Below are 25,667 nucleotides of genomic sequence, written 5' to 3'. Positions count from 1 at the left end.
GTGCTCGTGGGACGCGCGGCGGAGCTCGCGGCGATCGCCGCGACGCTGGACGACGCCCGCGCCGGCCGGTGCCGCGCCCTCCTCCTCGAGGGCGAGCCGGGCGTCGGCAAGACGACGCTGCTCGACGCGGCCGTCGCGCGGGCCGACGGGTTCCGCTGCCTGCGCACGACCGGGGTCGAGGCCGAGCTCGGCCTCGGGCACGCGGGCCTGCTGGAGCTGCTCACCCCGCTGCGCGCCCTCCTGCCGGAGCTGCCCGTCCCGCAGGCGCGGGCCCTCGCCGCAGCGCTCGGCTGGGCGGACGGGCCGGCGGCGGGGGAGCGGTTCCTGGTCGCGGCGGCGACGATGGCCCTGCTGGCCCGGGCGGCGGAGGACGACCCGGTCGCCGTCGTCGTCGACGACGTGCAGTGGGTGGACCGGGAGTCCGCGCGGGCGGTGGCGTTCGCCGCCCGGCGGCTGCGGCACGACCGGGTGGCGTTCGTGCTCGCCCGCCGGCCGCCCGCGGACGACGACGAGCTCGCCGACCTGCCCCGGCACCGGCTGGCCGGGCTGACCCCGGCCGCGGCGGCGGAGCTGCTCGGCACCGCGGTGGCGCCCGCCCTGGTCGCCCCGCTGGTGGCGGCGACCGCGGGCAACCCCCTCGCCCTGGTCGCCACCGCCCGGTCGCTCACCGCCGAGCAGCGCCGCGGGTCCGCGCCGCTGCCCGAGGTGCTCCCCGGGGCCGACCGGCTCGACGGCTTCGACCGGCTCGTCGCAGCGCTGCCGCCCGCCGCCCGGCGGGCCGCCCTGCTCGCCGCGCTGTCCGGCGGTCCGGAGGCCGGACCGGTGGGCGAGGCGCTGCGCGCGGCCGGTGAGGACGCCGAAGCCGCCCTGGGCGAGGCCGAGCGCGCCGGCGTGCTCCGCCTCGGCCCGGGCACGCTCGCCTTCCCCCACCCGCTGCTGCGGTCGGCGGTGCTCCGGTCGGCCGCGCCGGACGCGCGCCGGGCCGGGCACGCCGCGCTGGCCGACGCGCTCGCCGGCGATCCCGACCGCGCCGTCCGGCACCGGGCGCAGGCGGTCGTCGGCGCCGACGACGCCCTCGCCGACGACCTCGAGCGCCTGGCCGCGCGCGAGCGGGTGCGCAGCGGCTTCGCCGCCGCCTCCGCCCTCCAGGAGCAGGCGGCCCGCCTGCACGCTGCCTCCGACACCGCGGCGACCGCCCGGTCCGGGGCGGTCGAGGACGCGTTCCTCGCCGGCGACCCGGGCCGGGTGCGGACGCTCGCCGCGCACGTGCTGGCCGGTCCTGCGCCGGCCGGGGCCCGCGGCCGCGCGCTGCTGTGCCTGGGCACGCTCGAGCACTACGCGGGCTCGGTGCCGGCGGCGCCGGCGCTGCTGCGGGAGGCCGCGGCGTGCACGACCGGCGTCGTCCGGCTGCGGGCGCTCACCGAGCTCGGCGTGACCGGCTACCGCCTCGCCGCGCCGGCCACGGTCACCGAGGTCGCCGACGAGATCGCGGCCACCGCCGACCGCACCGACCCCGAGCAGGCGGTGCTCGCCGACTACGCCCGGGCCGCCGCGCTCGGGTTCGCCGGCGAGTGGGCCGCGGCCCGGCCGTTCGCCCTGCGGGCCTTCGCCGTGCTGGAGCGCGAGCCGAGCCTGCGCGACGAGCCCCGCTACCTGTTCCTCGCCCTCCTCGCGCCCGGGTGGGCCGACGACCTGACGCTCCTCGACGGGGTGCTCGACCGCCGGCTGGCCGCGGCGCGGGCCGCCGGCGCGCTGGGCGTGCTGCCGCCGGTCCTCGGCCTGATCGCCACCGGCGCCCTGGCCACCGGCGAGCACCGGGTGGCCTACGCCGCCGCGGGCGAGTCCGTCGAGCTCGGCACCGAGCTGGGCTACGTCGCCGACGTCGCCACCGCCTGCGAGGTGCTGGCCTGGGAGGAGGCGGCGCGTGGCCGGCACGCGCAGGCGGCGGACGCGCTCGCCCGCGCCCGCGAGCTGGAGGAGCGGGCCGGCGTCCTGGACGGGGCGGTGCAGCTGCACCTCGCCGACGCCTTCACCGCGCTCTGCCGCGGCGACCTGGCCCGCGTCGCCGCCGTCCTGGAGGGTCGGATCGCCGCCGACGGCGGTCGGCTGATGCGGGGTGAGTACGAGCTGGCCGTCGCCCCCGACCTGGCCGAGGCCTACCTGGGCCTCGGCCGCCGGGACGACGCCGCCGCGCTGGCCGCCCGGCACGCGGCACTGCACCGCGACTCGCCGGTGCCCGGCATCCGGGCCGACGTCGAGCGGCTCGCCGGCCTGCTCGCCGCCGACGACGCGGCGGCCGACGCCGCGTTCGAGCGCGCGCACGAGGCGCTCGCGGCGGCGGCCGACCCGTTCGCCGCGGCCCGCACCCGGCTGCTGCACGGCGCACGGCTGCGGCGGGCCGGGCGGCGGGTCGAGGCCCGCGCGCAGCTGGACCGCGCCGCGGAGGCGTTCGACGGCATGGGCCTCGACGGCTGGACCCGGCGGGCCCGCGACGAGCTGGCCGCCACGGGGCTGCGGGCGCGGCGCGGGCCGGCCGCGGGGGAGGAGCTGACCTCGCAGGAGACCCGGGTCGCCCTGCTGGTGGCGCAGGGCCTGGCCAACAAGGACGTGGCCGCGGCGCTGTTCCTCAGCCCCAAGACCGTGGAGCACCACGTGACGAGCATCCTGCGCAAGCGGGGCCTGCGGTCCCGCGCCGCCGTGGCCGCGGAGTTCGCCGGCCGCTGACGGGGCTCAGCGGAGGCCGCGCGTGCGGAGCTCGTCGAGGAGCAGCGCGGCCGTCGGCTCGGTGGTCCGCAGGCCGCCGGTGCCGCCGTGCCCGTGCAGCGAGCGCCACTCCGCGAGCAGCACGTCGTCGGGCAGCGACGCCAGCAGCCGACGGTGCAGGTCCGCGTCGGTCCCCGGACCACTCGCGGGCCCGGCCCGGCGCGGTTCGGGGGTCGCCAGCAGCCAGTGCCAGGTGAGGAACGTCCCGCCGAGGATCAGGGCGGTCAGGAGGACGCCGCCGATCGGCCCCAGGTGCTCCGCCGCGGCCGCCGCCCCCGGGAGACCCGCCACGAGGACCGCGACGGCGACCGGGTGCGGCACGGGTGGGAGGCCGTCGGGGGCGCGGCGCAGCAGGGCGGCGACCGCCCCGCCCACGGCGGCCACCGCCGCGGCGGTGATGGCGACGGTCGCCGGGTGCAGGAGCACACCGGTGAGGGCGAGCGTGACGTAGACGAGCAGGGCGCCCGCGCGCACGAACGGCAGCAGCGCAGTTGCCCGCACCGGCGGCCAGGAACCGTTCCTCCCCATCGCTGCCTCCTCCGTCGACCCGCGAGCCGTCGATACCCAGAGGGATGGCCCGCCACCGGCCCGGGCTCACGCGATGGGGGCGTTCGTCATCCCATCGCAGAGCGCGACCGTGGCGGGCGGCAGGATGCCGGCATGCCGATCGTCCTGCTCGTCCGCCACGGCCAGGCCTCCTTCGGGGCGGCGGACTACGACAGCCTCTCCGAGCTCGGGCGGCGGCAGGCCGAGCTCACCGGCCGCTGGCTGGCCGGCCGCGGGCTGCGCGACCCGGTCGCCGTCCACGGCTCGCTGCGCCGCCAGCGCGACACCGCCGCGCTCGCCCTCGCCGCGGCCGGCCTCGACGTGACGCCGGCCGCCGACCCGCGCTGGGACGAGTACGACCACATCGACCTGGTCCGCCGCTACGCCGGCGCGCAGGGGAGGGACGAGCCGCGCAGCTCGCGGGAGTTCCAGGTCGTCCTGGACGCCGCGCTGACCGCGTGGGTGGAGCACGGCGACGAGGGCGGCTGGCCGGCGTTCACGTCGACCGTCGGCGCGGCGCTGCGCGAGCTCGTCGCCGGTGTGCGGCCGGGGCAGGACGCCGTCGTCTTCACCTCCGCCGGCGTCATCGCCGCGGTGTGCGCCGAGCTGCTCGGCAGCGGCGCCGGCGGGCTCGTGGCCCTCAACCGGGTGGCCGTCAACGGCGCCGTCACCAAGCTCGCCGCCGGGCGCTCCGGGCTGGCCCTGCTGACCTTCAACGAGCACAGCCACCTGGGCGGCGACGACCTCACCTACCGGTGACCCCGGCCGCCGACTAACTTGGTGGGCAGTGCAGTAACCCCCCACAGGGAGGCCCGCATGGCCAGGCTCGAGGGCAAGGTCGCGTTCATCACCGGGGCGGCCCGCGGGCAGGGGCGCGCGCACGCCGTCCGGTTCGCCGAGGAGGGTGCCGACGTCGTCGCCGTCGACGCGCTGGCCGACGTCGGCAGCGTCGGCTACCCGATGGCCACCGAGGCGGACCTGGAGGAGACCGTCCGGCTGGTCGAGCAGCGGGGACGGCGGATCGTCGCCCGCCGGGCCGACGTCCGTGACGGCCCGGCGCTGCAGCGGGCGCTCGACGAGGCGGTCGCCGAGCTCGGCCGGCTCGACGTCGTCGTCGCCAACGCCGGCATCGCGTCGTTCGGCCCCGCCGAGGAGCTCTCGGACGCCATGTGGGACGACATGATCGACATCAACCTCAGCGGTGTCTTCCGCACGGTCCGCGCGGCGATCCCGCACCTGAAGCGCACCGGGGACGGCGGCGCCGTCGTGCTCATCGGCTCGGTCGGCGGGCTGCGCGGCATCGCGAACATCGCCCACTACAGCGCCGCCAAGTTCGGCCTGGTCGGGTTGATGAAGGTGCTCGCCCTGGAGCTCGCCGGGCACCGCATCCGGGTCAACGTCGTCCACCCGACCAACGTCGACACCCGGATGATCCACAACGACGCGCTCTACCGCCTCCTCTTCCCCGACCGGGACCCGTCCACGGTCAGCCGCGAGGAGGCCTGGGAGGTGATGAGCGGGATGCCGCTGCTACCGATCGGGTGGGTCGACACCGCCGACGTCACCGAGGCGTTGCTCTACCTGGTCTCCGACAGCGGCCGGCACGTCACCGGGATCGAGCTGCCGGTGGACGCCGGGCACTCCCTCCGGTGAGGATCCGGGGCGCCACGGCGCTGGTCACCGGCGCCAACCGCGGCCTCGGCCGGGTGTTCGTCGAGGCGCTGCTCGCCCGCGGGGCGGCGACGGTGTACGCCGGGGCCCGCGACCCGCGCTCGGTGGACGTGGCCGACGGCCGGGTGGTGCCGGTCCGGCTCGACGTCACCGACGCCGCCGACCGCCGGGCCGTCGCCGACCGGTGCACCGAGCTCGACCTGCTGGTCAGCAACGCCGGGCTGGCGCCGGCCGGCCCGGTCCTGGGCACGTCCGAGGCGGTCGCCCGGGAGACCTTCGAGGTCAACGTGTTCGGTCCGCTGGCCCTGGTCCAGGAGCTGGCGCCGGCGCTGCGCCGCCGCCGCGGGGGCGTGCTGTTCGTCAACTCGGTGACCGGCCTGGTCGTCTCCCGCAGCTCGCCGGTCTACGGGGCCAGCAAGGCCGCCGCCCGCATGCTCGCCCTGGCGGTGCGGGAGCAGCTCGCGGCCGACGGCGTCGTCGTCACCACCTCGCACCCGGGGTTCGTCGACACCGACATGGCGGCCGGAGTGCCGTACCCGAAGGCGTCGCCGGCCGAGGTGGTCGAGCGCTCGCTGGACGGGTGGGAGGCGGGGGAGACGGCGGTGTTCCCCGACCGGCTCGCCGAGCTGGTCCGGCAGGCCCTGTCCGAGCGGACGGCGGAGGCGCTCGGCGAGCCGCAGCGGCTGATGACCGGCCTGGTGGCCGAGCTCTGAGAGCCACCGGCCGGTCCGTCGTCCGCGCTGCTCGAGCCGCTGAGCCCGCCGTCGGACGTTCCCGCGGGAACGCCGCAAGGCCCGTCGCTTGCGGCGTTCCCGCGGGAACGTCGACTCGACGTCACCGCGCGGAGCAGGGGCGTGAGGGGACCGGTGCTGCGGTTGCGGCACCGCTCTCTCGGTTCACGACCATCCGGCTGATGTGAGTCCCGTTCGTTCACGCGACCGGGCAGGAGCCGGCCCTGCTCCGAGGAGGCGTTAGGGAGACCGTCGCCGCGGCGGCGTGCAACTCTCCGAAGCCGTGCTGCGACGATCGGGACCACCGGCTTCGTCATCATCCTGGCCGGCATCCTGATCGCCGGATGCCGCCGCTGGCGTCGCGGGAAGGGGGCCCCGCGACATGCTGGCGACTGCGTCCTCGCAGGCAGAGGCCCGGCCGACTGGTCCTGGTACGTGCCAGCGGGGCTCGCAGCCCTCGTGACAACGGTCGTCCTGGCCCGCATCTACTTCCGCAAACGTTCTGCCCTCGGACGGCTGGCGTGTCCTCAAGCGGCCCACTCCGGGACACCCAGAGGCTGAGGACATCGCGGGAGGGCGAAGCGACTGGGCGGCCGAAGGCAGCGAAGTTCAGGGGCCGTGGAGCGGCTGCACCTACCGGCTCACGAGCAGGACCAACGCGGCAGTGCAAGGGGCGCTGACAGCGCTGTTCGTTCTGAGTCGGGCACCATCCGGGGCAGCTGCGACCATCTCACTCGAGATCGCTCACGAGAGGGGCGCCATCATCGCCGAGCACGATGGTCAGGCGCCGGGCTGTCTCATGACCAAGCCGGTCCACCGCGGCCTGTACGTCGGGCGGCCGTCCTGCCGGCAGACGGGCGACGTCACACAGGGGCGCCGAGTGGTGGGTGCTCGAGCACGCGGGGCCTGTACTCGACCATCTGGATGCGGCCGTCGAAGGTGCGGTGCTCGATCATCTCTAGGGCGACGTCCGGATAGCCGTCGTAGATGCGTTCAGTGCCCGTGGCCCCTGTGATCACCGGGAACATCCCGACCCGGAAGCGGTCGACGAGTCCGGCCCGTAGCAGAGACCGGCACAGGCTGAGGCTGCCGATCGTGCTGAGGAGCCCCGAGCTGTTCTCCTTCATGGCGCGGACCGCCTCGACGGCGTCGCCGCGGACGAGCGTGCAGTTGGCCCACGTCAGCGGCTCCTCGAGCGAGGAGGAGAACACCACTTTGGACGCTTGCGTGAGCTCGTCGACGGACGCCTCTTCTTCGGGCCTGAACTCGTCTTGGCCATCCGGGACCTCACCGGCGGCAAAGCCCGACATCAAGCGGTAGGTGTTCGCTCCCATCAGGTACGTGACCTCCGGCTGCTCACCGAGCCAGGCGAGGTACTCCGGGCCCTCGAGGCCCCAGAACCCAGGCCATCCCTCACCCGATGCGTAGCCGTCGAGGGAGGTGATGAAATCGACGAGAAGCTCCGACATGGCGGTGTCCCTTCCTCGGATGTCACGAGCGTGGACCGGCCGGGAGCCACGGACTCATCGGCTGCTCTGTGGGGTGACGGGGAGTTCCCGCGGGAACGTCGAGCCGGACACGACGGGGCCGAAGCGTCTTCCTGGTCATCCGGTTGTCCCTGAGCGGCCCACTCAGGGCGACTCACGGCGGGGCGTTCAGACTCGCGGCGGGTTGAACGAGGCGAGCCGGTGTGGCGACGTGCTGCATCCGGCGCTCATCCGAGCCAACAGCGGATGGCTCGGATGGCTCGAGAGCCACCTGCAGCGCGCATCGGCGGCGTCGCACGAGTCCGGAGATGTTCAGGGGCGATGCTCGCTCCGAGCACTCCGGCGGCCAGCCTAGGGAGGAGGTGGGCCTGATCCAGTCCCAGCGCAGCAAGCACGTCGGCGTCGAGCCAGGTGTCGATCCCCTCCGGCAGCTTCGCGGCGACCCGGTCGGCGAGCCTGTTGTCCCCCTGGGCGCGCAGCATCCTCACCAACTCGTCGCGATTGATCTTCATGGTTCCCCCAGCCCTTCGAGTGCGGCCGCGGCGCCTGTGCTCCGTGGCAGCGCGCAGTGTTCTCCCGGGAAGGAGGGCTGATCACCTCCGAAAGGAGGAGGCCGGTGCACATGCCAGTGCCAGACTTCGGTCGGAAGTTCGTACCGGGCACCGGGGCTGTCTGAATCGAGGTTCCGACATGACCACTTCGGTGACGGGTCCCGACGTGGACCGCCTGATCCGTCTGGCGCTCCCACAGCTGCGCAGAGCGACCGGGGTCGAGAGTGCGATCGGCGGTCCGGTGAGCCGCGGCGGACGGCGGCTGGTCATCACCAGTCTCGACACGATGCTCACGCCCGTGTTCCTCGGGCAGGTGTTCTCACCCGGCATGGGCGTGAACGGCAAGGCGCTGCAGCTCGGCCGGCCGGTCGCGGTCGACAACTACCTCGCCTCCACGCGGATCACCCACCCGTTCGACGCCAAGGTTCGCCAGGAGCACCTCCAGAGCATCTTCGCGGTGCCAGTCCACGCCGGCGGCCACATCCAGGCGGTCCTCTCGGGCGGGCTGCGGAGCGGGGAGCCTCTCGGGGATCGGGTGCTCGACGCCGCGGTCTCGGTCGCCGCGGCGCTCGGGCGGGAGATCGCCATCGAACAGGAAATGACCCGTCGGCTCCAGGCCATCGAGCAGCACCGGCAGCGCACGGAGTGGCGGGGCCTCACGGCCGACGAGTCGCGCGAGATCTACGACGAACTGCGGTCGATCGCCTCCGCGACCGGTGACTCGCTTCTCAGCGGTCGTCTGCGGGTCGTGTGCGACCGCATGGCGCTCGCCGTCGAGCCGCCCGCGACGCACGGCCCGTACCTCACCAACCGGGAGCGCGCCGTGCTCGTGGAGGTGGCCCTCGGTCGGACGAATCAGGAGATCGCCGACCGGCTGGCGATCATGCCCACCACCGTGAAGACCTACCTGCAGAACACCATGCGCAAGCTCGGCACCCGCAATCGAGTCGAGACCATCCAGGCCGCTCGACGTGCGGGAGTGCTGGCGTAGCTCGGACTTCCAGAGCCCGGGGCGAACTGAGACGCGGCACGCGGCCGTCTCGGGGCGATCGCCTCAGGCTCGGTTCGGCCCGACGTGTGTCCCCTCAGCCGCCTTCAGGGACACAGAGCGCCGCAGCTGAAGCGCTGACAGCGATGCGGGCGCAGCGCACGCGCTCCGGTGCATGGAGCTTCACCCGCGGGCCGCGGCCTGCACCGCCCGGGTGCCGGCGTGCAGCCGGCGGGCCAGCTCGTCGGCCGGCAGCTCGAGCAGCGCGGTGGAGAGCACCTCCACCGAGAGCGGCAGGCGCACGCCCATCCCGTCGAGCAGCCGCAGGAACCCGACCAGGTCGAAGTCGCCCTCGCCCGGGACCTCCCGGTAGCGGGTGCAGTCGGTGTAGTAGTCGGCGTCCACCCGCAGCCGCGGCCCGTCGCCGAACTGGACGGCGAAGACCCGCTCCGGCGGGATCCGGCGCAGCATCTCCTCGTCGGCCGCGCCGCGGACGTGGTGCCACACGTCCAGGCAGATGCCGCCGTTGGCCCGTCCGGCCCGGCGCACGATCTCCATCGCGGTGCCGGCGTCGGGGATGTTCGACATCTCGGGCAGGAACTCGATCGCCGCGGCGAGGCCGTGCTCGGCGGCGCGGTCGCACACCCCGGCGAAGGCCTCGGCGGCGTCGTCCAGGCCGCCCTCGAACGGGCCGATGACCTGCACGTGGTGCGCCGGGCCGAGCGCCTCGCCCATGGCGAACAGCTCCTGCTCGGCCGCCCGGTAGGCCGCCTGCTCCGGCCCGGTGGCCGACCAGCCGCGCAGCGCCTCGAGCTCGACCACGCGCAGCCCGTGCGCGTCGAGGACGGCGCGCAGATCGGCGTCGGTCGCGCCCTCGGCGCGCAGCCGCCGGTACTCGGCGACGTAGAGCCCCATCGCGGCGAACCCGGCCCCCGCCGCCGCCCGCACCCGCTCCTCGAACGGCCGGGCGCGGCCGAGGCTGAAGTGGCTGAGCACCAGGTCGTCCGGCCCCAGGTCGGGGTAGCCGGGTAGGTCGGTCGACGTCATGCGGTGGGCACGCCGCTGCGCCCGGCCTCGCGGACCAGGTCGCGGCGGCTGGCCCACCGGCCGTGCTCGCCGGGTGCGACGTCCTCCTTGGACCCGGTGGTGAGCCCGCCGTCGACGACCAGGGTGTGCCCGCTGACGAAGCCGGCGTCGTCGCTGGCCAGCCACAGCGCGGCCTGGGCGATGTCGGACGCCTCGCCGATCCGGCCGCGCAGCGGGGTGCGGGTGCGGAAGGCCTCGCGGGCCTCGTCCAGGGCGTCGGGGTCGCCGACGATGTTCGCCGCGTTCATGGGCGTGAGGATCTTGCCGGGCGCGATCGCGTTGACCCGGATCGACCAGGCGCCCAGCTCGGCCGCGACGTTCCTGGTCAGCGCGATGACGGCGGCCTTGGCGGCGCCGTAGACGTGCGGGCCGAGGCCGCCCTGCAGCGCGCCGATGCTGGTCGTCGACAGGATCACGCCCGACCGCTGGGGCTTCATCACCCGGGCCGCGTGCTTCATGCCCAGGAAGACCGAGCGCAGCAGCACGGCCATCGTGAACTCGTACTCCTCGAGCGGGATCTCGTCGATCCCGCCGTGCGCCCCGACGATGCCGGCGTTGTTGAACATGCAGTCGAGCCGCCCGAACTCGCGCACGGCGGTGTCCACGACCGCGGCGACCTCGGGCTCGGCGGTGACGTCGCAGCGGAGGTAGCGTGCCGCGTCGCCGAGCTCGGCGGCGAGCCGTGCGCCGCGGTCGTCCTGGATGTCGGCGAGCACGACCCGCGCGCCCTCGGCCGCCATGAGCCGGGCGGTGGCCTCGCCGAGCCCGCTGGCCGCACCGGTGATCGCGACGACCCTGCCGGTCATGCGTCCGCTCACCGCGCACCTCCGGGGCTGGTCCGAGTATCTTGTGACCGCCTACACTAACCAGCCGTGCGGGTGCCGACCAGAGCCTCTTCAGCGGGCCGTGACCTCCGGGTTCCCGGCGGTCCACCAGCGCTCGAGCACCCGGTGCGCGATGCGCCAGCCGTCGGCGGTGCGCACGAACCGGTCGACGTACCGGCCGGCGATCACGTACTGCTCGCCGCCGGGCACCCCGGCCCGCACGTGCTGGGCGTGCAGCGAGCAGCGCGCCGCCGCCCCGTCGCCGTCGACGTCCACCTCGACGTTCGTGACCAGGTGCTGGGTGCGGGTCAGCGGCGCCACCGCGGTGCGGATCGCCGCCTCGATCGCCGCGCGGCCGTGCAGCGGCCGGCCGGGGTGGTAGACGCCGACGGCGTCGGGCACGAAGCACGACCGCAGCCGCGCCCAGTCGCGGTCGTCGATGGCGGTGGCGTACCGCACGCACACCGCGGCGATCGCCCGCTCGTCGAGCAGGGCCTGGATCAGCGGGTCCACGTCGTTCCCCTCTCCCGTGCGGTGGTCGCGCGGTGACCGGTCCCACGGTCACCGCGGAGGCGCTGGCGGGCTTCCTCGCCGAGGCCGAGCCGCGGCGGAGCGCCGTCGTGACGGCGTTCCGGCCCATCTCCGGCGGCTACAGCCGGCTCAGCGCCGTCGCCGACGTCCGGTGGGACGACGGCGCGACGCAGCGGCTGGTGCTGCGCGCCGATCCGCCCGCGGGCTCCGGCGTCTTCGTCAGCGACCGCGACGCGGAGTGGCGGCTGCTGCAGGCGCTGGCCGCCGCCCGCGCCGTCCCCGTCGCCCGGCCCCGCTGGTACGACGCCACCGGCGCGCACTTCGGCACGAAGTGCATCGTGTTCGACCACGTCGCCGGCCGGCACCTGCAGCAGGTCCTGAGCACGGCGAAGGACCCCACGGCACCGGCGGAGCTGTTCGTCGACACCGTGGCGCGGGTGCACGCCACGCCGCTGTCGGCGGTCGACGGTGTCCTCGAGCGGCCGGAGAGCTGGGACGCCCACCTCGACGCCGTGCTCGAGACCTACCGCGCGGTGGAGCGGGAGATCGCCGACAGCAGCCCCGTGCTGCGCTACGCGTGCGCGCGGCTGGGCGGGCACCGCCCGCCGCCGGTCCCGTTCACGCTGGTCCACGGCGACTGCCAGCCCTCCAACGTCCTGGTGCCGGAGTCCGGCGGGCCCGTCGTCATCGACTGGGAGTTCGCCCGCATCGGCGATCCCCGCGAGGACCTCGGCTACTACACGCAGATCCCGACGGCGCCCAACGTCTACCGGCGCGACCCCGGCGGCTTCCTGGCCCGCTACCGCGAGCGCACCGGGCTCACCGAGGAGCAGGTCAACCCCGCGACGGTCGAGTACTTCCTGGTCGTGGGGATGGCCGGCCTGCTCGCGCAGATCCTGCGGGCGCTCGACGCCGTCGCGCACGGCGGGAGCCGCGGCGTCATGGCGACCTACCTGGTCAACGCAGTCACCCACCAGTACGGCCTCTACCTCGACGTCTGCCGGCGGGCAGCGGCGTGATCGGCCGGCCGACCACCGAGCAGCTGCTGCGGGACTGCTGCCGCGTGCTGGAGACCGACGTCCTCCCGGCCGTCGCCGACGAGACCACGCAGGTCCGGCTGGTCATGCTGGCCAAGGTGCTCGGCAACGCCGCGGTGCGGGCCGCCCACGAGATCGCCTGGATGCGCGAGGAGACCGTCGCCGTCGAGGGGTACGGCGCGGCGGTGCTGGCCGCGACCGGCGACCCGGCGCTGCGCGCCGCCCTCGCCGCGCTGGCGGACGGGCCGGCGGGCAGCCTGCACCTCGCCGACGTCACCGAGGTCTACGGCCGGGCGGGCGAGGCCCTGTCGACGGCGCTGGAGGCGGCGCTGGCGAGCGGGCGGGAGGACCTGGTCCGGGACGGCGAGTCGCTGCTGGCCGCCCGGCTGGCGCACGAGGACGAGATCGTCGGCGGCTGGGACTCCGCCGGCCGCTGAGGAGGTGCGCGCGTGCCGCCGCTGACCGTCGGCCTGCCCAGCTACGACTCCTACCTCGGGGAGCACGGCTGGCGCACGCTGCTCGACCTCGCCGCCGCCGCGGAGGAGGCGGGGCTGCACGGCGTCTCGGTGGTCGACCACGTCGTCATGGGGTCGCGGGTGGAGCGCTACCCCTACGGCCGCTTCCCCGGCGGGCCCGAGGCGCCGTGGCTGGAACCGCTGACCGTGCTGGCCGCGCTGGCCGCGGTGACCGAGCGGGTCGAGCTGGCCACCGCGGTGCTGATCGCGCCGCTGCGGCCGGCGGCGCTGCTGGCCAAGACCGCCGCCACCGTCGACGTCCTCTCCGGTGGCCGGCTGGTGCTCGGCGTCGGCACCGGGTGGCAGGAGGAGGAGTACCGGGCGCTCGGCGCCGACTGGGAGCGCCGGCACCAGGTGCTCGACGACCAGCTCGCCGCCTGCGCCGCCCTGTGGGCCGGCGGACCGGTCGACCTGGACACGGGGACCGTGCGCCTCGAGGGCATCCACTGCCACCCGCGGCCGGTCGCGGGCGAGGTCCCGGTCTGGATCGGCGGGGCCATGACGGAGCGGAACCTCGCCCGCATCGTGCGGTGGGGCAGCGGCTGGATCCCGGCGCCGGTCGACGGCCCGGCCGCGGTCGCCGACGGAGTCCGGCGGCTGCGGACGGCGTTGACCGGGGCGGGGCGCGACCCCGCCGCCGTCCGGGTGCGGGTCACCCCGCCGGCCGTGCGCGACGCCGGCGGTGCCGTGGACGTCGCCGCCTCGCTGGCCGGGGCCGCGGAGCTGGTCGAGGCCGGCGGCACCGACCTGTTCGTGTCGCTGCTCGGCTGGTGCCCCGATCCCGCACGGGCCCCGGCCTTCCTCCGCGAGCTCGCCGCGGCCGCGGGCTGAGCCGGGCTCAGACACCGTCGGGCCGGGCGGCGAAGCCGGCCACCCGTCCGTCGCCGTCGAAGCGGAACCAGCTGAGGCCCCGTTCGTCCAGCGGCAGCCGCTCGGGGCCGTCGGTGCCGAGGGCCACGTGCACCTTCTGCGTGCTCCACTTCGACACGTCCAGGCACAGCTCCGCCAGCTCCTCGGAGGAGAGCAGCCCCCGGACCTCGGCGACCACCGGCGGCGTCAACGCGGCCGGAGAGGTGATCAGCGCGTCGGTGACCCGCAGGGCGGCCTTGGTGCGCTCGGGGAGGTCGCTGGTCTCGTAGCGGTCGACGGCGGCGGTCAGCGCGTCGTCGGCCCCGGCGGCACGGGCATCGGCCAGCCGCAGCGTGCGGCAGATCCGGCAGTCGTGCGTCCGGGCGCAGCGCAGCCGGACCAGCTCGGTGAGCACGGGGTCGAGCGCTCGGCCGCGGACGACGGCGGCCGCGTAGTCGTCCAGCGCCGCGCGCAGGCCACCCGACGGGGCGAGGGCTGCCCCCGCGACAGCCGGGCCGCCGAACAGCGCCACCGACACCAGCTCCAGCCGCAGCGCGTACTCGACGACGAACAGCGCCCGGACGACGTCGGTCGTCCGCTCGCCCAGGTGGCGGTGCAGCACGGCGCGCTCGCCGTCGCCGATGCCCGAGACGTCGAGGACGAACTGCTCGGCGAACTCCACGCTGTCGCGCACGCTCGCGTCGGCGGGCTCGACGCGCCGGCCGTCGGGGTGGCCGAGCAGCAGGGCCACCCGCTCGCGCAGCGCCCCGAGCAGGTCCGGGTCGACCGTCGCCCAGGCCTGCGTGACGACGCCGTCGAGCAGGTCGGTCGCCTCCGGTCGCAGCGCCCGGAGCTGCGGCGACAGGCCGACGGGCACCGGGGTTCCGGCTCCCACGGCGACTCAGCCCCCGGCCAGCGTGGTCTGCAGGTGCGGCGCGGCGCCGCGGCGGGTGAACGCCCAGCGGCCCGCGCGTCGCTCGTACGTGTCCGTGTAGGTGAAGACCATCTCGGCCCACGCCCCGTCGGGGGACTGGACGAAGGCGACGACCTGCGCGGACCCGGTGGCCGAGTCCCCGTCGAGATCGACGACGTGGTTCGAGGTCAGGTGCCGGGTCGCGGGCAGGGAGGCCCACGCGCCCTCGGTCGCCGAACGGATGCCTTCGTGGCCCTCCAGGACGGTGCCGGGCAGCATCTCCCAGGTGGCGTCGTCGTGCCACAGCTCGAGGAACCGGTCCAGCAGGCGCTCGTCGAACGCCTGGCAGTAGTCGTGGGCGAGCCGGGTGAGCGCGGCCAGGCTCTCCAGCCGATCCAGGCGGGCAGCGACGTCGTCCGGTGCAGTGGTCACGATGAGCTCCTGGGTGAAGGGGGCGGGCAGGCGATCACGGGACGGCCACGTCGAGGATCCGGTGGACGACGTCGTCGCGGGAGCGCAGCCCGCGGACGTACCCCTCGCCGAAGCCGCCCTCGCAGCTCGAGGTCGTCGCTCATCGCCGCGGGTCCACGAGCACCTTGACGTCGGCCGAGGGGCCGGCGGCCAGGGAGCGCAGCGTCGCCTCGAGGTCGTCGAGAGCGACCGTGCGGCTGTGCAGCGGCAGGGCCCGCACCCGGCCGTCGGCGAGGAAGGCCATGCTGCGGCGGAGGTCGTCGTGGGTGAAGGCGTTCGACGCCACCAGGCTGAGCTCCCCGGCCAGCCACCGGGCGCCCTGGATCGTCGCCGGCTGCGCGAGGAAGCTGAGCAGGCCGACGGTGCCGCCGGAGCGGGCCAGGTCGGCGGCGGTCTGCAGCAGGCCGGGCACGCCCGCGCACTCCAGGACGACGTCGGCGCCGAGGCCGCGGGTGCGCTCGGCGACCGCGTCGGCGGCCTCCTCCGGGCTCAGCGCCGCCGTGGCGCCGAGCTCCACCGCCAGCGCCCGGCGGGCCCCGGTCGGCTCGACGACGAGCACCTCGCCGGCGCCGGCCGCCCGGGCGAACTGGGCGGCCAGCAGCCCGATCGGCCCGGCGCCCTGCACCACCACGGTGTCCCCGGGGCGCATCCCGGAGCGGCGCACGCCGTGGAAGGCCACCGTGGCCGGCTCGACCTGCGCCGCCTCCTCGTCGGAGAGTCCGGGGTGGGCGGCCAGGACGCGGCCGGCCTCGACGGTGATGCTGCGGGCGAAGGCCCCGTGCGGCGGGGCCAGCTCGCTGCGCCCCCGCGCCACCATCGACGCCGTCCGGCAGTGCTCGGTCAGCCCGCCCCGGCACTCCGGGCAGCGGCCGCAGGGCGGCGGCACCGCGACGACGACGCGCTCGCCCTCGCCGACGCCGTCCACCCCGCGACCGACCTCGCGCACGGTGCCGACCCACTCGTGGCCGCAGACGGCGGGGCTGTGCAGGTGCCCCGTCCGGTAGGAGGCGATGTCGGTGCCGCAGATGCCGCACAGGCGGACGTCCACGGTCACGCAGCCGGGCCCGGGCGGCACCTCGGGGAAGCTCCGGAACTCGACCGACTCCGGGCCGGTGATCAGGGCCGCGGTGACCGTGCCCATCAGAGCACCCCGCCCGCCGCCGAGGCCCCGGCGACCCGGCCGAAGACCACGCAGTTGGCGTAGGAGTTGCCGCTGCCGACGTACGCCGGGCCGATCACGCCGCCGGTGCACTCGCCGGCGGCGAGCAGGCCGGGCACCGGCCGGCCGGTGGTGCCGAGCACCCGGGCGTCACGGTCGATCCGCGGCCCGCAGGCGGTGAAGCAGACCGTGGCCGGGCGCAGCCGCGCGCCGTAGAACGGCGGCGTGGCGATCGGCTCGAGGAACGCGGCGGCCTTGAGGTGGTCGGCGTCCTCACCCGCGGCGACGTGCGCGTTGTACCGCGCGACCGTGCCCTCCAGCGCCGCCGGCGGCAGCCCGAGCCCCTCGGCCAGCGCCGCCACGCTGTCGGCCCGGCACACCTTGCCGGCGGCGACCATCTGCTCCACCACGTCGGTCGTCCAGTGCGGGCTCTGCTTCTTCGTCGACCCGGGGACCTGCTGCTTGTAGCGGGCCACCCCGGCCGCGGTGGCCGCGGCCAGGGTCGCGCCGTCGAACACCGCCCACGCGACGTCGCCCTGGGCGCGCAGCAGCCCGTCGGTGATGCCGTAGGGCGCGGTCTCGTCCATGAACCGGCGACCCTCCCGGTTGACGACGACCAGCCAGCCGGGCAGGTACGCCTCGTAGATCGGCGCGAAGCCGGCGTGCAGCAGCCGCAGCCCGCGGTCGTGGCCGCTCACCTGCGCGCCCACCTGCCCCGCCAGCGCGAGGGCGTCCCCGCGTGACCCGGGGGCGCCGATGTACCAGGCCTCCCCGGTCGCCGCGGCCGAGGGGAACCGGGCGGCGAGCCGGTCGGGATCGGCGCCGAAGCCGCCGGAGGCCAGCACGACGGCGCCGGCGGTGATCTCGTCGCTCCCGACGGCCGCGCCGCGCACGACGCCGTCCTCGACCAGCAACCGGTCGACCCGCTGCCCGAGCGCGACCTCGACACCGGCCTGCCGGGCGGTGCGGTGCAGCACGTCGACCACGGCCTGCCCGCGGCCGACCGGGACGTGCACCCGCGGGACGAGCTCGTCGCCGCCGTAGACCAGCCGGTCGGCGTACTCGACGCCGAGGTCGCCGAGCCACTCGACGGTCGGCCCGGCCAGGTCGGCCAGCCGGCGCACGACGCCGGCCCCGATGTCCCAGTGGTTGAGCGTCAGGTAGTGGTGGAACAGCGCGGCGGCGTCGTCGTCGATGCCGAGCGCCCGCTGGTACCGGGTCCCGGCGCCCATGGTGAGCCCGCCCGAGAGCCGGGACGAGCCGCCGACCACGCCCTCCGCCTCGGCGACGAGCACGCTGCCGGCACCGTGCTCGCGCGCCGAGACCGCCGCGGCCAGGCCGGCCGCGCCCGAGCCCACGACGAGGACGTCGACGTCGCTCACGCCGGCACCTGCGCCACCCGGGTGCGGACCCCGGCGACCAGCGCGCGCACCCGGTCGCCGGCCAGCCGCGCGGCCTCGACCGGGGGCATCGCCTCGAGGGCGGGGGAGATGACCTCCGGGCCGACCCAGCGCAGGGCGCCGATGCGGTCCAGTGCGGCCACCGCGCGGGGCAGGTCGAAGGAACCGTCGCCGGGCAGCTGCCGGTTCACCGTCTCGTCGCGCAGGCTGCCCCGCAGGCGGGCCGAGCTGTCGCAGATCTGCACCGCCAGGATGCGCTCGCCGGGCACCCGGCCGAGCAGGTCGAAGTCGGGGTCGCCGCGGAAGAAGTGCAGCGTGTCGAAGAGGATCCCGCCGTTGCCCCGGTTCGCGCCCTGCACGACCGCCCAGGCGGCGGCGAGGTCCCCGATCGCGGTCATCGGGATGAACTCCAGGTGCACCTGCGCGCCGAGGTCGCCCGCCCGGTCGCAGAACGCGCCGAACGCCGCGGCGACCCCCTCGACCGGCAGCTCACCCGGCGCCTGCCCGATCGCGGTGATCGAGACGACCTGGAGCTCCTCGCACATGCGCAGCGCCTCGTCGGCGGTGAACCGGGCGAACCGCGACTCGGGCCGCGGGGTGCCGCCGGGGTACCAGCCGCCGACCGGGTCCATCACGATCCCCAGCCCGGCGTCGCGGACCATCCGGCCGAGCTCCGCGGCCGGCGTGCCCCGCTCGGCCGCCCGGGCGACGTCCAGCGGGCTCACCGACAGCCGGGTGAACCCGGCCGCGCGGGCCGCCTCGATGCGGTCGGGGATCCGGCTCTCCAGGCCCACGGTGCCCGACCACAGCACCCAGCCGATGCCGGCGAAGACGTCGTCGGATGGCGTCATGCCGGCAGTCTGCCCCAGTTACTGGAGGCCGTCTACAGAATCTTCGTCACGTCCCGCGGCCAGGCCCGGTCAGAACCCGACCCGCTTGGTGTAGCCGCCGTCGACGACGACGTTCTCGCCGTTGACCCAGCTGGCGACCGGGCTGGCCAGCACGGCGACGACGTCCGCCACCTCCTCGGCGGTCCCCATCCGCTTGAGCGGGTGGGCGTCGCGGTCGCGCGCGTAGATCTCCGGACGCCGCTCGCGCAGGCTTGCCCACTTCCGGCCCTCGACCAGGATCGGCCCTGGGGAGACGGTGTTGGCGCGGATGCCGAGCGGCCCCCACCGCTGGGCGAGCTGGGCCATGTAGTTGATGGTCGCCGCCTTCAACGCCCCGTAGCTGGGGTTGATCGGGACGTCGTGGTGCTCGATCGCGGTGATGGTGCCGATCTGGACGATCGCGGCGGCGTCGGATGCCTCGCGGTGGGGCCGGGCCGCCTCGCACAGGGCGACGCAGCCCAGGACGTCGACCCTGAAGTTGACCTCCCACGGCCCGGGGCCGCCGCCGTGCTGCCCGCTGGCGCTGGCGTTGCTCACGACGACGTCGATGCCACCGAGGGCCTCGGCGGCGCCCTCGACCCAGCGCCGCACGGCCTCTCCGTCGCCGGCGTCGCAGACCGAGCCCACCACCGTCCCCAGCTGCGCCAGCTCCTCCACCGCGCTGCGGACCCCCTGCTCGTCCCGCGCGCAGATCGCGACGTCGGCGCCCTCCCGGAGCAGCCGGGCCGCGACCGCGCGCCCGATACCGTGGCTGCCGCCGGTGACGACCGCGCGCCGACCCGCCAGGCCCAGGTCCATGTCGTGATCTCCCCTCAGGCCGGCGGCAGCTCGCTGGCGGACGGCGCGCGGCCCGGCCAGCGCTTGCGCTCCGGCCAGGCCAGGCCGCCGGCCGTCAGCTCCCGCAGCGGCATCGCGTACAGGGTCAGGACGTCGCGGCGGCGGAACCGCCACCGCCCGCCGTCGCGCGCGTACTCGTCCTCGTAGCGGAAGACGGTCACCACGGTGTCGTCGGCGGTGGCGAGCTCGGCGCGGGCGACGACGGTGCCGCGGGCGCGGTCCCCGGTCAGCTCGTGCAGCACCTGGAAGTGCGGCACGTGCAGCGTGGCGCCGTACCGGTCGAACCGGACGCGGAAGAAGTCGACGACGGCGTCCCGCCCGACGCTCGGGGGGCTGTTCGGCGAGGCGAACACCGCGTCGTCCGTGAAGCACTCGGCGAGCGCGTCGGCGTCGTGGTCGTCGACGGCGAGGGCGTACCGGCCGAGCAGCTCCTGCAGTTCCAGCCGCGCCTCGACCCGGGCCAGCCGCGCCCCGCCGTCGTCCTCCATGACGGGACCGTAGTCATCTAGATGTCTGTGGACAAGCGTGGGCTCGGCGGCCGCTACCCTGCCGGCATGGCACCGCCGCGCCGGGGGGAGGCCCCGCTCTACCAGCGGGTGCGCACCGTGCTGCTCGACCGGATCGGCTCGGGGGAGTACGCCCCCGGCGACCGGTTGCCCAGCGAGGGCGTGCTGGCCGAGGACCTCGGCGTGCACCGGCTGACCGTCCGCCGCGCCCTCGACGAGCTGTCCAGGGAGGGGCTCCTGCGGGCCCGGCAGGGGTCGGGGACGTTCGTCTCCCCGCGACCCGAGCCGATGGCGATCGGCATCCCGCTGACCCCGGACGAGTTCGCCGGCAGCCTGCAGGCCGCGCTGCGCGGCCAGGGCCAGTCCTACCGCGACGTGCTGCTGCACACCGCCGTGGACGACGACCCGGCGGTGCGGCGGGACCTGCAGGTGCCGCGCGCCCGGCTGCGCCGGGTGGACAGCGCGCTCGAGGTGGACGGCGAGCGGTGGGTCGTCTCGACGTCGTGGGCGCCCGACGCCCGGCTGCGGGACGTCGCCGCCCGGTGGCGGGAGACCGACGGGCTGTATGGGCTGCTGCTGCAGCCGGCGGGCCGGCCGCTGCGCTACGTCTGGCGCACCTTCTCCGCCGAGGCGGCCTCGGTGGAGGACGCCGCCCGGCTGGGCATCCGCCCCGGCGCGCCGGTCCTGGTGCGCGAGGGGCTCACCGCCGAGGACGACGGCCGGCCGGTGCTGCGGGTGCGCCGCCGGGCGCGGGCCGACCGCGTGCGCTACCGGATCGACTACCAGGCCGGCTGAGCGCGCCACCGCCGCGCCGGCACCCCGGGCACGTCGACGCGGTACCGCAGGACGGCGCCGGCCAGCTCCTCCACCTCCGCCGGGACGTCGCGGATGCTGCGGCGGGCCGTGGTGACGAACAGGTCGCGCCGGTCGGGACCGCCCAGGCAGCAGCTGGTGGTGCGCGCCACGGGAACCGGGATCTCCTGGAGGAGCCGGCCGTCGGCCGCGAACCGGCGCACGGCGCCGCCGCGCCAGAACGCCACCCACAGGCAGTCCTCGGCGTCGATCGCCAGCCCGTCCGGCAGCCCGGTGAAGCCGCTGGTGTCGAACGCCGTCCGCCGTCCGGTCACCGTGCCGGTGGCGACGTCGTAGTCGAGCCGGTCGACGCGGCGCAGGGGGGTGTCGACGTGGAACAGCGTCGTGCCCGCGGCATCCCACGCCAGGCCGTTGCTCACGGTGAGGCCGTCCAGGACGGGCACGGCCGTGGCCGGCGGGTCGTAGCGGTACAGGGCCGCCCGGCCGGGCTCGACGTCGCGGGTCGTGGTGCCGGCCAGGAACCGCCCGGCCGGGTCGCAGGCGCCGTCGTTCATCAGCCCGGTGGCCACCGGCGCGAGCAGGCCGGAGCGCCCGGTGGCCGGGTCGAGGGAGCGGAAGCCGCCTTCTGCGGCGACGAGCAGCCCGTCGCCGTCCTCCCGGAGGACCAGGCTGCCCACGTGCCGCCCGACGTCGGTGCGGGTCTGGGCGCCGGTGGCGACGTCGACCGCGAGCACCGCGCCCGCCGTCGCGTCGACGCGCCAGAGCACCCCGGCGCGCTCGTCCCAGACCGGGCACTCGCCGAGCTGGTCGCCGGCGGCGACCAGGACGTCCACGCGTCAGCGCTCGGCGGGCATGTCCATGAGGCGGCTGATCCGGTGGTGGCCGGCCGGCCGCGGCGCGGAGACCCACAGGCACAGCTCGGGGTCGGCCTCGAACAGCGGGCCCTCGAGCCACAGCCCGTCCTTGCGGAACCGGCCCCAGCGCTCGCCCATGGTCACCCGCACGGTGCCGCCCTCGTCGGGGGTGTAGAGCGCGCGCGGGTTGAGGGGGTGGCGGATCCCGCCCTGGGGCTGCATCACCCGGCCGCCTCGGCGGCGGCCTTCTCCACCCAGTCGGTGAGCATGTCGTGCCGCCAGCTGATCACGTCCTCCTGGAAGTCCGACGTGATCACGTGCGACTTCCGGGTGGTGTTCAGCCCGCGCTGGACGGCCTCCATGTTGAAGCTGTCCTGCTCCATGACCAGCGCCAGGGTCTGCAGCTCGGTGGCCAGCGTCCAGGAGTCCTCGATCTCCAGCCAGCGGATCTCCGCCGGCGGCGGCCGCTCGCCGCGGAACGGCGTCAGGAACATGACCTCGAAGATGCTCTCGTCGTGCCGGTCGCCGTTGGGGCGGAACCGGTAGACGATCCGGTTGAACGCCCCCCAGGGGTGCAGGTTCGGGAAGATCGCGTAGTTCCAGTGGTCGACGAACTCGGCGTCGGAGATCTGGTCGACGACGTCGCCGAGCACCTCCCGCCAGCGCTCGCGCGCGGCCGCGGCCATGCTGTCGCGCGCCGTCGTCCGCTGCTCGAACGGGATCGGCAGCTCCTCGCCCTCGCGGACGTCGAGCATGCGCGCGAGGATGTCGCGCTCGCTGGGGTCGACCGGGATGTCCTCGATCGGCGTGCCCGACGGGCTGATCTGCCGCGAGTAGTTGCCGTAGACGTCGACGGCGCTGTTCGCGTCCCCGACGTAGGGCGCCGACTGGGGGTGCGTCGCGCCGAGGTGCAGGCCCTCGTCGAAGGCCTCCTGGGCGACCTTCCAGTTGCAGCGCAGCTTCTTGGCCACGTGCGCCTGCACGTAGCGGTTCTCGAAGTCCCAGATGCCGAAGTGCTCGGGCAGCGTGCCCAGGAACTCCTCGAGCGGCTCGGCCTCCGGGTCGGGGTTGATGAACACGAACCCGCCCCAGGTGCCGACCTTCGCCTCGGGCAGCCGCCAGGCCTCGCGGTCGGCCTCGATCTCGGGGAACTCGCGCTCACCGGGCATGTAGCGCAGCGTGCCGTCGAGCTTCCAGGTGAACCCGTGGAAGGAGCAGCGGAACTCGCTGCACCGGCCGTCGAAGTCCTTGAGCGCGCGCCCGCGGTGCAGGCAGGCGTTCACGTAGGCCCTGATCGAGCCGTCGCGGGTGCGCACCACGAGGTAGGAGTCGCCGGCGATGTCGTAGACGACGTAGCTGCCGACCTCCGGCAGGTGCTCCTCCCGGCAGGCCATCTGCCACACCCGCCGCCACAGGTGCGTGCGCTCCAGCTCGTGCCACGCGCGGCTGGTGTAGCGCTCCACCGGGACGTGCTGGGTGCGCGCGGAGTACGGGTGGCGACGGCGCAGGTGCTCGGCCGGCGGGCGGTCGTCCTCGAGGACGAGCTCGTACCAGCTCAGACCCGGCGTCCGCTGCTTGCCCGGCACCTCGGAGATCGTCACGGACCCCGACTCCCTCCGCACGAGGTAGTAACTTGAGGCTCACTGTACAAAGTAGGCCGATCGATGTCGACAACCCCTGTCGGGACGCCCGCTCTGTCCTCATACTGTGCACCGGCAGCAGTAAGTCGCGCTGCAGGAGCGCCGTCCGGGCGCTCGCCGGAGTCGCTGCCGCCCCCTGGAGGGTCGATGCGCAAGATCCAGCACGCGCTCAGCCGCGCGGTCTACGAATGGGCCCCCGACGACCACGGGCCGGTGCTCGTCACCGAGCGCGACGGGCGCTCGGGCCGCTTCGACCGGGACGGCAACTGGGTCGCCGGCGACGTCCGGCGGGCCGATCCCGAGCTGTGCCGCTGGATCGTCAGCGGCGGCAAGCACCCGGGCGGCCCGGGCAGCCGCAGCCGCCGGTTCGAGACCGAGGAGACGTTCTCGTGACAGCGGAGCCCGACACCCGGCCGCGGACCGGCTTCCGCGGCAAGGGGCCGACGTACCAGGACCTGCTCGACCGCGACAGCAAGCCGGTCCCGCCGCTGCTGCGCCGCGACGAGCCGGGGTACTTCGGCGACGACGACATCCCGATCGACCGCTACCTCGACCGGGAGTGGCACGAGCGGGAGAAGCGGGACCTCTGGTCGCGGGTCTGGCAGTTCGCGTGCCGCGAGGAGGTCCTCGCCGAGGTCGGCGACACCTACGTCTACGACATCGTCGACAAGAGCTACCTGCTCGTCCGGGCGGCCCCCGGGCCCGACGGGATCAAGGCGTTCGTCAACGCCTGCCTGCACCGCGGCCGGGCCCTGCGCGACGGCCCCGGCCGGGTGGGTGAGTTCGAGTGCGCCTTCCACGGCTTCTGCTGGTCGCTGAACGGGAAGCTCAAGCGGGTGCCCAGCGCCTGGGACTTCCCGCAGGTGCGACCGGAGGCCTTCACGCTGCCCGAGATCCGGGTCGGCACCTGGGGCGGCTTCGTCTTCGTCAACCCCGACCCCGACTGCGCCCCGCTCGAGGACTACCTCGGCGACCTGGACTCGCTCTTCGAGCGCTGGCCGCTGGCCGAGCGCTACACCCGGGTGCACGTGTCCAAGGTGCTCCGCACGAACTGGAAGGTCGCGCAGGAGGCCTTCATGGAGTCCTACCACGTGATCACCACCCACCCGCAGCTCCTGCCGGGCTTCGGCGACGCCAACTCGCAGTACGACGTGTTCGGCAACGTCTCCCGGGCCATCTCGCCCCGCGGCGTCCCGAGCCCCTACCTGCCGTGGGACCCCACCGAGCAGGAGCGGCTCAACTCCCAGATCGACCAGCGCATCGACGACCCGCCCAACCTCGAGGTCCCCGACGGGTGGACGGCGCGCCAGACGCTGGCCGAGTCGGCCCGCCGCTCGCTGCGCCCGGTGATCGGGGAGCAGGCCGACGAGCTCTCCGACGCCGAGCTGGTCGACAGCCACTACCTGAGCGTCTTCCCGAACATGCACCCGTGGGGCGGCTTCAACCAGATCACCTACCGCTGGCGGCCCCACGGCGACGACCACGAGAGCTGCATCATGGAGGTCCTGCTGCTCTCGCCGTTCAGCGGCGAGCGGCCGCCGCCGGCGCCGGAGCGCCGGCTCGGGCCGGACGAGCCCTGGCGCAGCGCGGTCGAGGAGCTCGGCTCGCTGGCCCGGGTCTTCGACCAGGACGAGTTCAACCTCGAGGCCGTGCAGAAGGGGCTCAAGGCCACCCGCAAGCCGGGTCTGTCCTTCGCCGTCTACCAGGAGAGCAAGATCCGCCACTTCCACTCCCTCTACGACCAGTGGCTCGGGGTGGGGGGCTGACCGGCGGCTCGGTCCTCGACCGCTTCCGGCTCGACGGCCGGGTCGCGGTGGTCACCGGCTCGGGCCGGGGGATCGGCCGCGCCGTCGCCCTGGCGCTGGCCGACGCGGGCGCCGACGTCGTGGTCACCGCTCGCCGGGCGCACGAGGTGGCCGCCGTCGCCGCCGAGGTGCGCGGCCGGGGGCGGCGCGCGGTCGAGCTCCCCGCCGACCTGCGCGGCGACACCCCCGAGCGGCTGGCCGCCGCCGCGGTGGAGGAGCTCGGCCGGCTGGACGTGTGGGTGAACAACGCCGGCGGCACCGACGACCCCTCGGTCCGCCCGCTGTCGGCCACGTCGGACGAGCAGTTCCGCGCCATGCTCGAGCTCAACCTCGTCGCGGTGCTCGCCTGCGTCCGCGCCGCCGTCGCCCGCATGCCCGACGGCGGGGCGGTGGTGAACATCGCCTCCGGTGCCGGGATGCGGGCCGCGCCCGGTACCGGCGCCTACGGCGCGTCGAAGGCCGCCGTCCTCAACCTCACCGCGACCCTCGCCGCGGAGCTGGCGCCCCGCGGGATCCGCGTGAACGCGGTGTCGCCGGGCATGGTGCCGACCGAGACGTTCTTCTCCGCGCTGTCGCTGTCCGAGGACGACCTGCCCCGGCTGACCGCCACGGTCCCGCTCGGCCGGCTGGGGACGCCGGAGGACATGGCCGCGGCGGTGCTGTACCTCGCCAGCCCGGCCGCGTCGTGGGTGACCGGGCAGAACCTGCTGGTCGGCGGCGGCCGCGACGGGGGGCGCACGGTGGAGGACCGGGTCTCCCGACAGTAACTTGACTGCGCCACCAGTTACCTGCTTTCGTGG

28 protein-coding genes are annotated in these 25,667 nt (G+C 75.4%); 12 read left to right on the top strand and 16 right to left on the bottom strand.

Annotation, left to right across the window (positions count from 1 at the left end; all coding sequences use genetic code 11):
- Complete coding sequence (locus ACI797_RS05345; protein WP_456857472.1) at window positions 1-2,724, top strand: AAA family ATPase; 2,724 nt, start codon at window positions 1-3, stop codon at window positions 2,722-2,724.
- Window positions 2,725-2,730: 6 nt separating this feature from the next.
- Here ACI797_RS05345 and ACI797_RS05340 read toward each other — a convergent pair whose 3' ends face one another.
- Window positions 2,731-3,291, bottom strand: coding sequence for a hypothetical protein (locus ACI797_RS05340; RefSeq protein ID WP_456857471.1), 561 nt, complete (start codon window positions 3,289-3,291; stop codon window positions 2,731-2,733).
- A gap of 132 nt (window positions 3,292-3,423) precedes the next feature.
- Between ACI797_RS05340 and ACI797_RS05335 the strand changes: the two genes are divergently transcribed.
- The 3 genes from ACI797_RS05335 to ACI797_RS05325 are packed head-to-tail and all read left to right on the top strand — an operon-like array spanning window position 3,424 to window position 5,693.
- The gene (locus tag ACI797_RS05335) at window positions 3,424-4,068 is read left to right on the top strand and encodes a histidine phosphatase family protein (RefSeq protein ID WP_456857470.1); all 645 of its coding nucleotides are present in this window, start codon (window positions 3,424-3,426) and stop codon (window positions 4,066-4,068) included.
- Window positions 4,069-4,125: 57 nt separating this feature from the next.
- Window positions 4,126-4,962, top strand: coding sequence for a mycofactocin-coupled SDR family oxidoreductase (locus tag ACI797_RS05330; protein WP_456857469.1), 837 nt, complete (start codon window positions 4,126-4,128; stop codon window positions 4,960-4,962).
- On the top strand, window positions 4,959-5,693 hold the full coding sequence (locus ACI797_RS05325; protein WP_456857468.1) for an SDR family NAD(P)-dependent oxidoreductase: 735 nt from the start codon (window positions 4,959-4,961) through the stop codon (window positions 5,691-5,693). The genes ACI797_RS05330 and ACI797_RS05325 overlap by 4 nt, the downstream gene beginning before the upstream one ends.
- Window positions 5,694-6,574: 881 nt before the next feature.
- Here the strand turns inward: ACI797_RS05325 and ACI797_RS05320 are convergent.
- Entirely contained in the window at window positions 6,575-7,180 is a 606-nt protein-coding gene (locus tag ACI797_RS05320) for a dihydrofolate reductase family protein (protein WP_456857467.1), read from the bottom strand.
- A gap of 245 nt (window positions 7,181-7,425) precedes the next feature.
- Window positions 7,426-7,710 (bottom strand): hypothetical protein, encoded by a 285-nt coding sequence (locus ACI797_RS05315; RefSeq protein ID WP_456857466.1) that lies wholly within the window; start codon window positions 7,708-7,710, stop codon window positions 7,426-7,428.
- A 205-nt stretch (window positions 7,711-7,915) separates the two neighbouring features.
- Between ACI797_RS05315 and ACI797_RS05310 the strand changes: the two genes are divergently transcribed.
- Window positions 7,916-8,740 carry a LuxR C-terminal-related transcriptional regulator gene (locus tag ACI797_RS05310; RefSeq protein ID WP_456857465.1) on the top strand — a complete coding sequence of 275 codons (825 nt, stop codon included), beginning with the start codon at window positions 7,916-7,918 and terminating at the stop codon, window positions 8,738-8,740.
- Window positions 8,741-8,920: 180 nt separating this feature from the next.
- Here the strand turns inward: ACI797_RS05310 and ACI797_RS05305 are convergent, their stop codons facing one another.
- From ACI797_RS05305 to ACI797_RS05295, 3 genes are all read right to left on the bottom strand, one after another.
- The gene (locus ACI797_RS05305) at window positions 8,921-9,784 is read right to left on the bottom strand and encodes a sugar phosphate isomerase/epimerase family protein (protein ID WP_456857464.1); all 864 of its coding nucleotides are present in this window, start codon (window positions 9,782-9,784) and stop codon (window positions 8,921-8,923) included.
- A complete protein-coding gene (locus ACI797_RS05300; RefSeq protein WP_456857463.1) occupies window positions 9,781-10,641 on the bottom strand; it encodes a glucose 1-dehydrogenase in 861 nt (286 codons plus the stop codon). Before ACI797_RS05300 ends, ACI797_RS05305 begins: the two co-directional genes overlap by 4 nt.
- A 78-nt stretch (window positions 10,642-10,719) precedes the next feature.
- Window positions 10,720-11,160, bottom strand: a complete 441-nt coding sequence (locus ACI797_RS05295) for a nuclear transport factor 2 family protein (protein WP_456857462.1) — start codon at window positions 11,158-11,160, stop codon at window positions 10,720-10,722.
- Between the two features lie 32 nt (window positions 11,161-11,192).
- Here ACI797_RS05295 and ACI797_RS05290 point away from each other — a divergent pair, with 32 nt between their 5' ends.
- Genes ACI797_RS05290 through ACI797_RS05280 form a run of 3 tightly spaced genes read left to right on the top strand, consistent with a single transcriptional unit; the run spans window position 11,193 to window position 13,561 of the window.
- The gene (locus ACI797_RS05290) at window positions 11,193-12,197 is read left to right on the top strand and encodes a phosphotransferase (protein WP_456857460.1); all 1,005 of its coding nucleotides are present in this window, start codon (window positions 11,193-11,195) and stop codon (window positions 12,195-12,197) included.
- Entirely contained in the window at window positions 12,194-12,652 is a 459-nt protein-coding gene (locus tag ACI797_RS05285) for a hypothetical protein (protein WP_456857458.1), read from the top strand. The genes ACI797_RS05290 and ACI797_RS05285 overlap by 4 nt, the downstream gene beginning before the upstream one ends.
- A 12-nt stretch (window positions 12,653-12,664) precedes the next feature.
- A complete protein-coding gene (locus tag ACI797_RS05280; protein ID WP_456857457.1) occupies window positions 12,665-13,561 on the top strand; it encodes a TIGR03619 family F420-dependent LLM class oxidoreductase in 897 nt (298 codons plus the stop codon).
- Window positions 13,562-13,568: 7 nt separating this feature from the next.
- Here the strand turns inward: ACI797_RS05280 and ACI797_RS05275 are convergent, their stop codons facing one another.
- The 7 genes from ACI797_RS05275 to ACI797_RS05245 all read right to left on the bottom strand — a co-directional run bounded on the left by ACI797_RS05275 (window position 13,569) and on the right by ACI797_RS05245 (window position 19,737).
- Entirely contained in the window at window positions 13,569-14,474 is a 906-nt protein-coding gene (locus ACI797_RS05275; protein ID WP_456857456.1) for a carboxymuconolactone decarboxylase family protein, read from the bottom strand.
- A gap of 6 nt (window positions 14,475-14,480) precedes the next feature.
- The gene (locus ACI797_RS05270) at window positions 14,481-14,924 is read right to left on the bottom strand and encodes a nuclear transport factor 2 family protein (protein WP_456857455.1); all 444 of its coding nucleotides are present in this window, start codon (window positions 14,922-14,924) and stop codon (window positions 14,481-14,483) included.
- A gap of 139 nt (window positions 14,925-15,063) precedes the next feature.
- Window positions 15,064-16,104, bottom strand: a complete 1,041-nt coding sequence (locus tag ACI797_RS05265; RefSeq protein ID WP_456857454.1) for a zinc-dependent alcohol dehydrogenase — start codon at window positions 16,102-16,104, stop codon at window positions 15,064-15,066.
- Window positions 16,104-17,504 (bottom strand): FAD-dependent oxidoreductase, encoded by a 1,401-nt coding sequence (locus ACI797_RS05260; protein WP_456857453.1) that lies wholly within the window; start codon window positions 17,502-17,504, stop codon window positions 16,104-16,106. Before ACI797_RS05260 ends, ACI797_RS05265 begins: the two co-directional genes overlap by 1 nt.
- On the bottom strand, window positions 17,501-18,373 hold the full coding sequence (locus ACI797_RS05255) for a sugar phosphate isomerase/epimerase family protein (protein ID WP_456857452.1): 873 nt from the start codon (window positions 18,371-18,373) through the stop codon (window positions 17,501-17,503). Before ACI797_RS05255 ends, ACI797_RS05260 begins: the two co-directional genes overlap by 4 nt.
- Before the next feature lie 69 nt (window positions 18,374-18,442).
- Complete coding sequence (locus tag ACI797_RS05250; protein WP_456857451.1) at window positions 18,443-19,210, bottom strand: SDR family NAD(P)-dependent oxidoreductase; 768 nt, start codon at window positions 19,208-19,210, stop codon at window positions 18,443-18,445.
- Window positions 19,211-19,224: 14 nt separating this feature from the next.
- Window positions 19,225-19,737 carry a nuclear transport factor 2 family protein gene (locus ACI797_RS05245; RefSeq protein ID WP_456857450.1) on the bottom strand — a complete coding sequence of 171 codons (513 nt, stop codon included), beginning with the start codon at window positions 19,735-19,737 and terminating at the stop codon, window positions 19,225-19,227.
- A 66-nt stretch (window positions 19,738-19,803) separates the two neighbouring features.
- On the opposite strand from ACI797_RS05245, the gene ACI797_RS05240 reads away from it, so the two are divergent.
- Window positions 19,804-20,550 carry a GntR family transcriptional regulator gene (locus ACI797_RS05240; RefSeq protein ID WP_456857449.1) on the top strand — a complete coding sequence of 249 codons (747 nt, stop codon included), beginning with the start codon at window positions 19,804-19,806 and terminating at the stop codon, window positions 20,548-20,550.
- Here ACI797_RS05240 and ACI797_RS05235 read toward each other — a convergent pair.
- Genes ACI797_RS05235 through ACI797_RS05225 form a run of 3 tightly spaced genes read right to left on the bottom strand, consistent with a single transcriptional unit; the run spans window position 20,535 to window position 23,023 of the window.
- The gene (locus ACI797_RS05235) at window positions 20,535-21,401 is read right to left on the bottom strand and encodes an SMP-30/gluconolactonase/LRE family protein (protein ID WP_456857448.1); all 867 of its coding nucleotides are present in this window, start codon (window positions 21,399-21,401) and stop codon (window positions 20,535-20,537) included. The genes ACI797_RS05240 and ACI797_RS05235 overlap by 16 nt on opposite strands.
- 3 nt (window positions 21,402-21,404) lie before the next feature.
- A complete protein-coding gene (locus tag ACI797_RS05230; RefSeq protein ID WP_456542665.1) occupies window positions 21,405-21,647 on the bottom strand; it encodes a hypothetical protein in 243 nt (80 codons plus the stop codon).
- Entirely contained in the window at window positions 21,644-23,023 is a 1,380-nt protein-coding gene (locus tag ACI797_RS05225; protein WP_456857447.1) for an aromatic ring-hydroxylating oxygenase subunit alpha, read from the bottom strand. The genes ACI797_RS05230 and ACI797_RS05225 overlap by 4 nt, the downstream gene beginning before the upstream one ends.
- A 186-nt stretch (window positions 23,024-23,209) precedes the next feature.
- On the opposite strand from ACI797_RS05225, the gene ACI797_RS05220 reads away from it, so the two are divergent.
- Genes ACI797_RS05220 through ACI797_RS05210 form a run of 3 tightly spaced genes read left to right on the top strand, consistent with a single transcriptional unit; the run spans window position 23,210 to window position 25,634 of the window.
- Window positions 23,210-23,455, top strand: coding sequence for a hypothetical protein (locus ACI797_RS05220; protein WP_456857446.1), 246 nt, complete (start codon window positions 23,210-23,212; stop codon window positions 23,453-23,455).
- The gene (locus ACI797_RS05215) at window positions 23,452-24,828 is read left to right on the top strand and encodes an aromatic ring-hydroxylating oxygenase subunit alpha (protein ID WP_456857445.1); all 1,377 of its coding nucleotides are present in this window, start codon (window positions 23,452-23,454) and stop codon (window positions 24,826-24,828) included. The genes ACI797_RS05220 and ACI797_RS05215 overlap by 4 nt, the downstream gene beginning before the upstream one ends.
- The gene (locus ACI797_RS05210) at window positions 24,807-25,634 is read left to right on the top strand and encodes an SDR family NAD(P)-dependent oxidoreductase (protein ID WP_456857444.1); all 828 of its coding nucleotides are present in this window, start codon (window positions 24,807-24,809) and stop codon (window positions 25,632-25,634) included. The genes ACI797_RS05215 and ACI797_RS05210 overlap by 22 nt, the downstream gene beginning before the upstream one ends.
- The last annotated feature ends 33 nt before the right edge of the window (window positions 25,635-25,667 follow it).

This window comes from Geodermatophilus sp. SYSU D00691 (assembly GCF_054050275.1).
The sequence above is the reverse complement of the archived record's forward strand: the minus strand, read 5'-3'. Positions and strand labels throughout refer to the sequence as shown.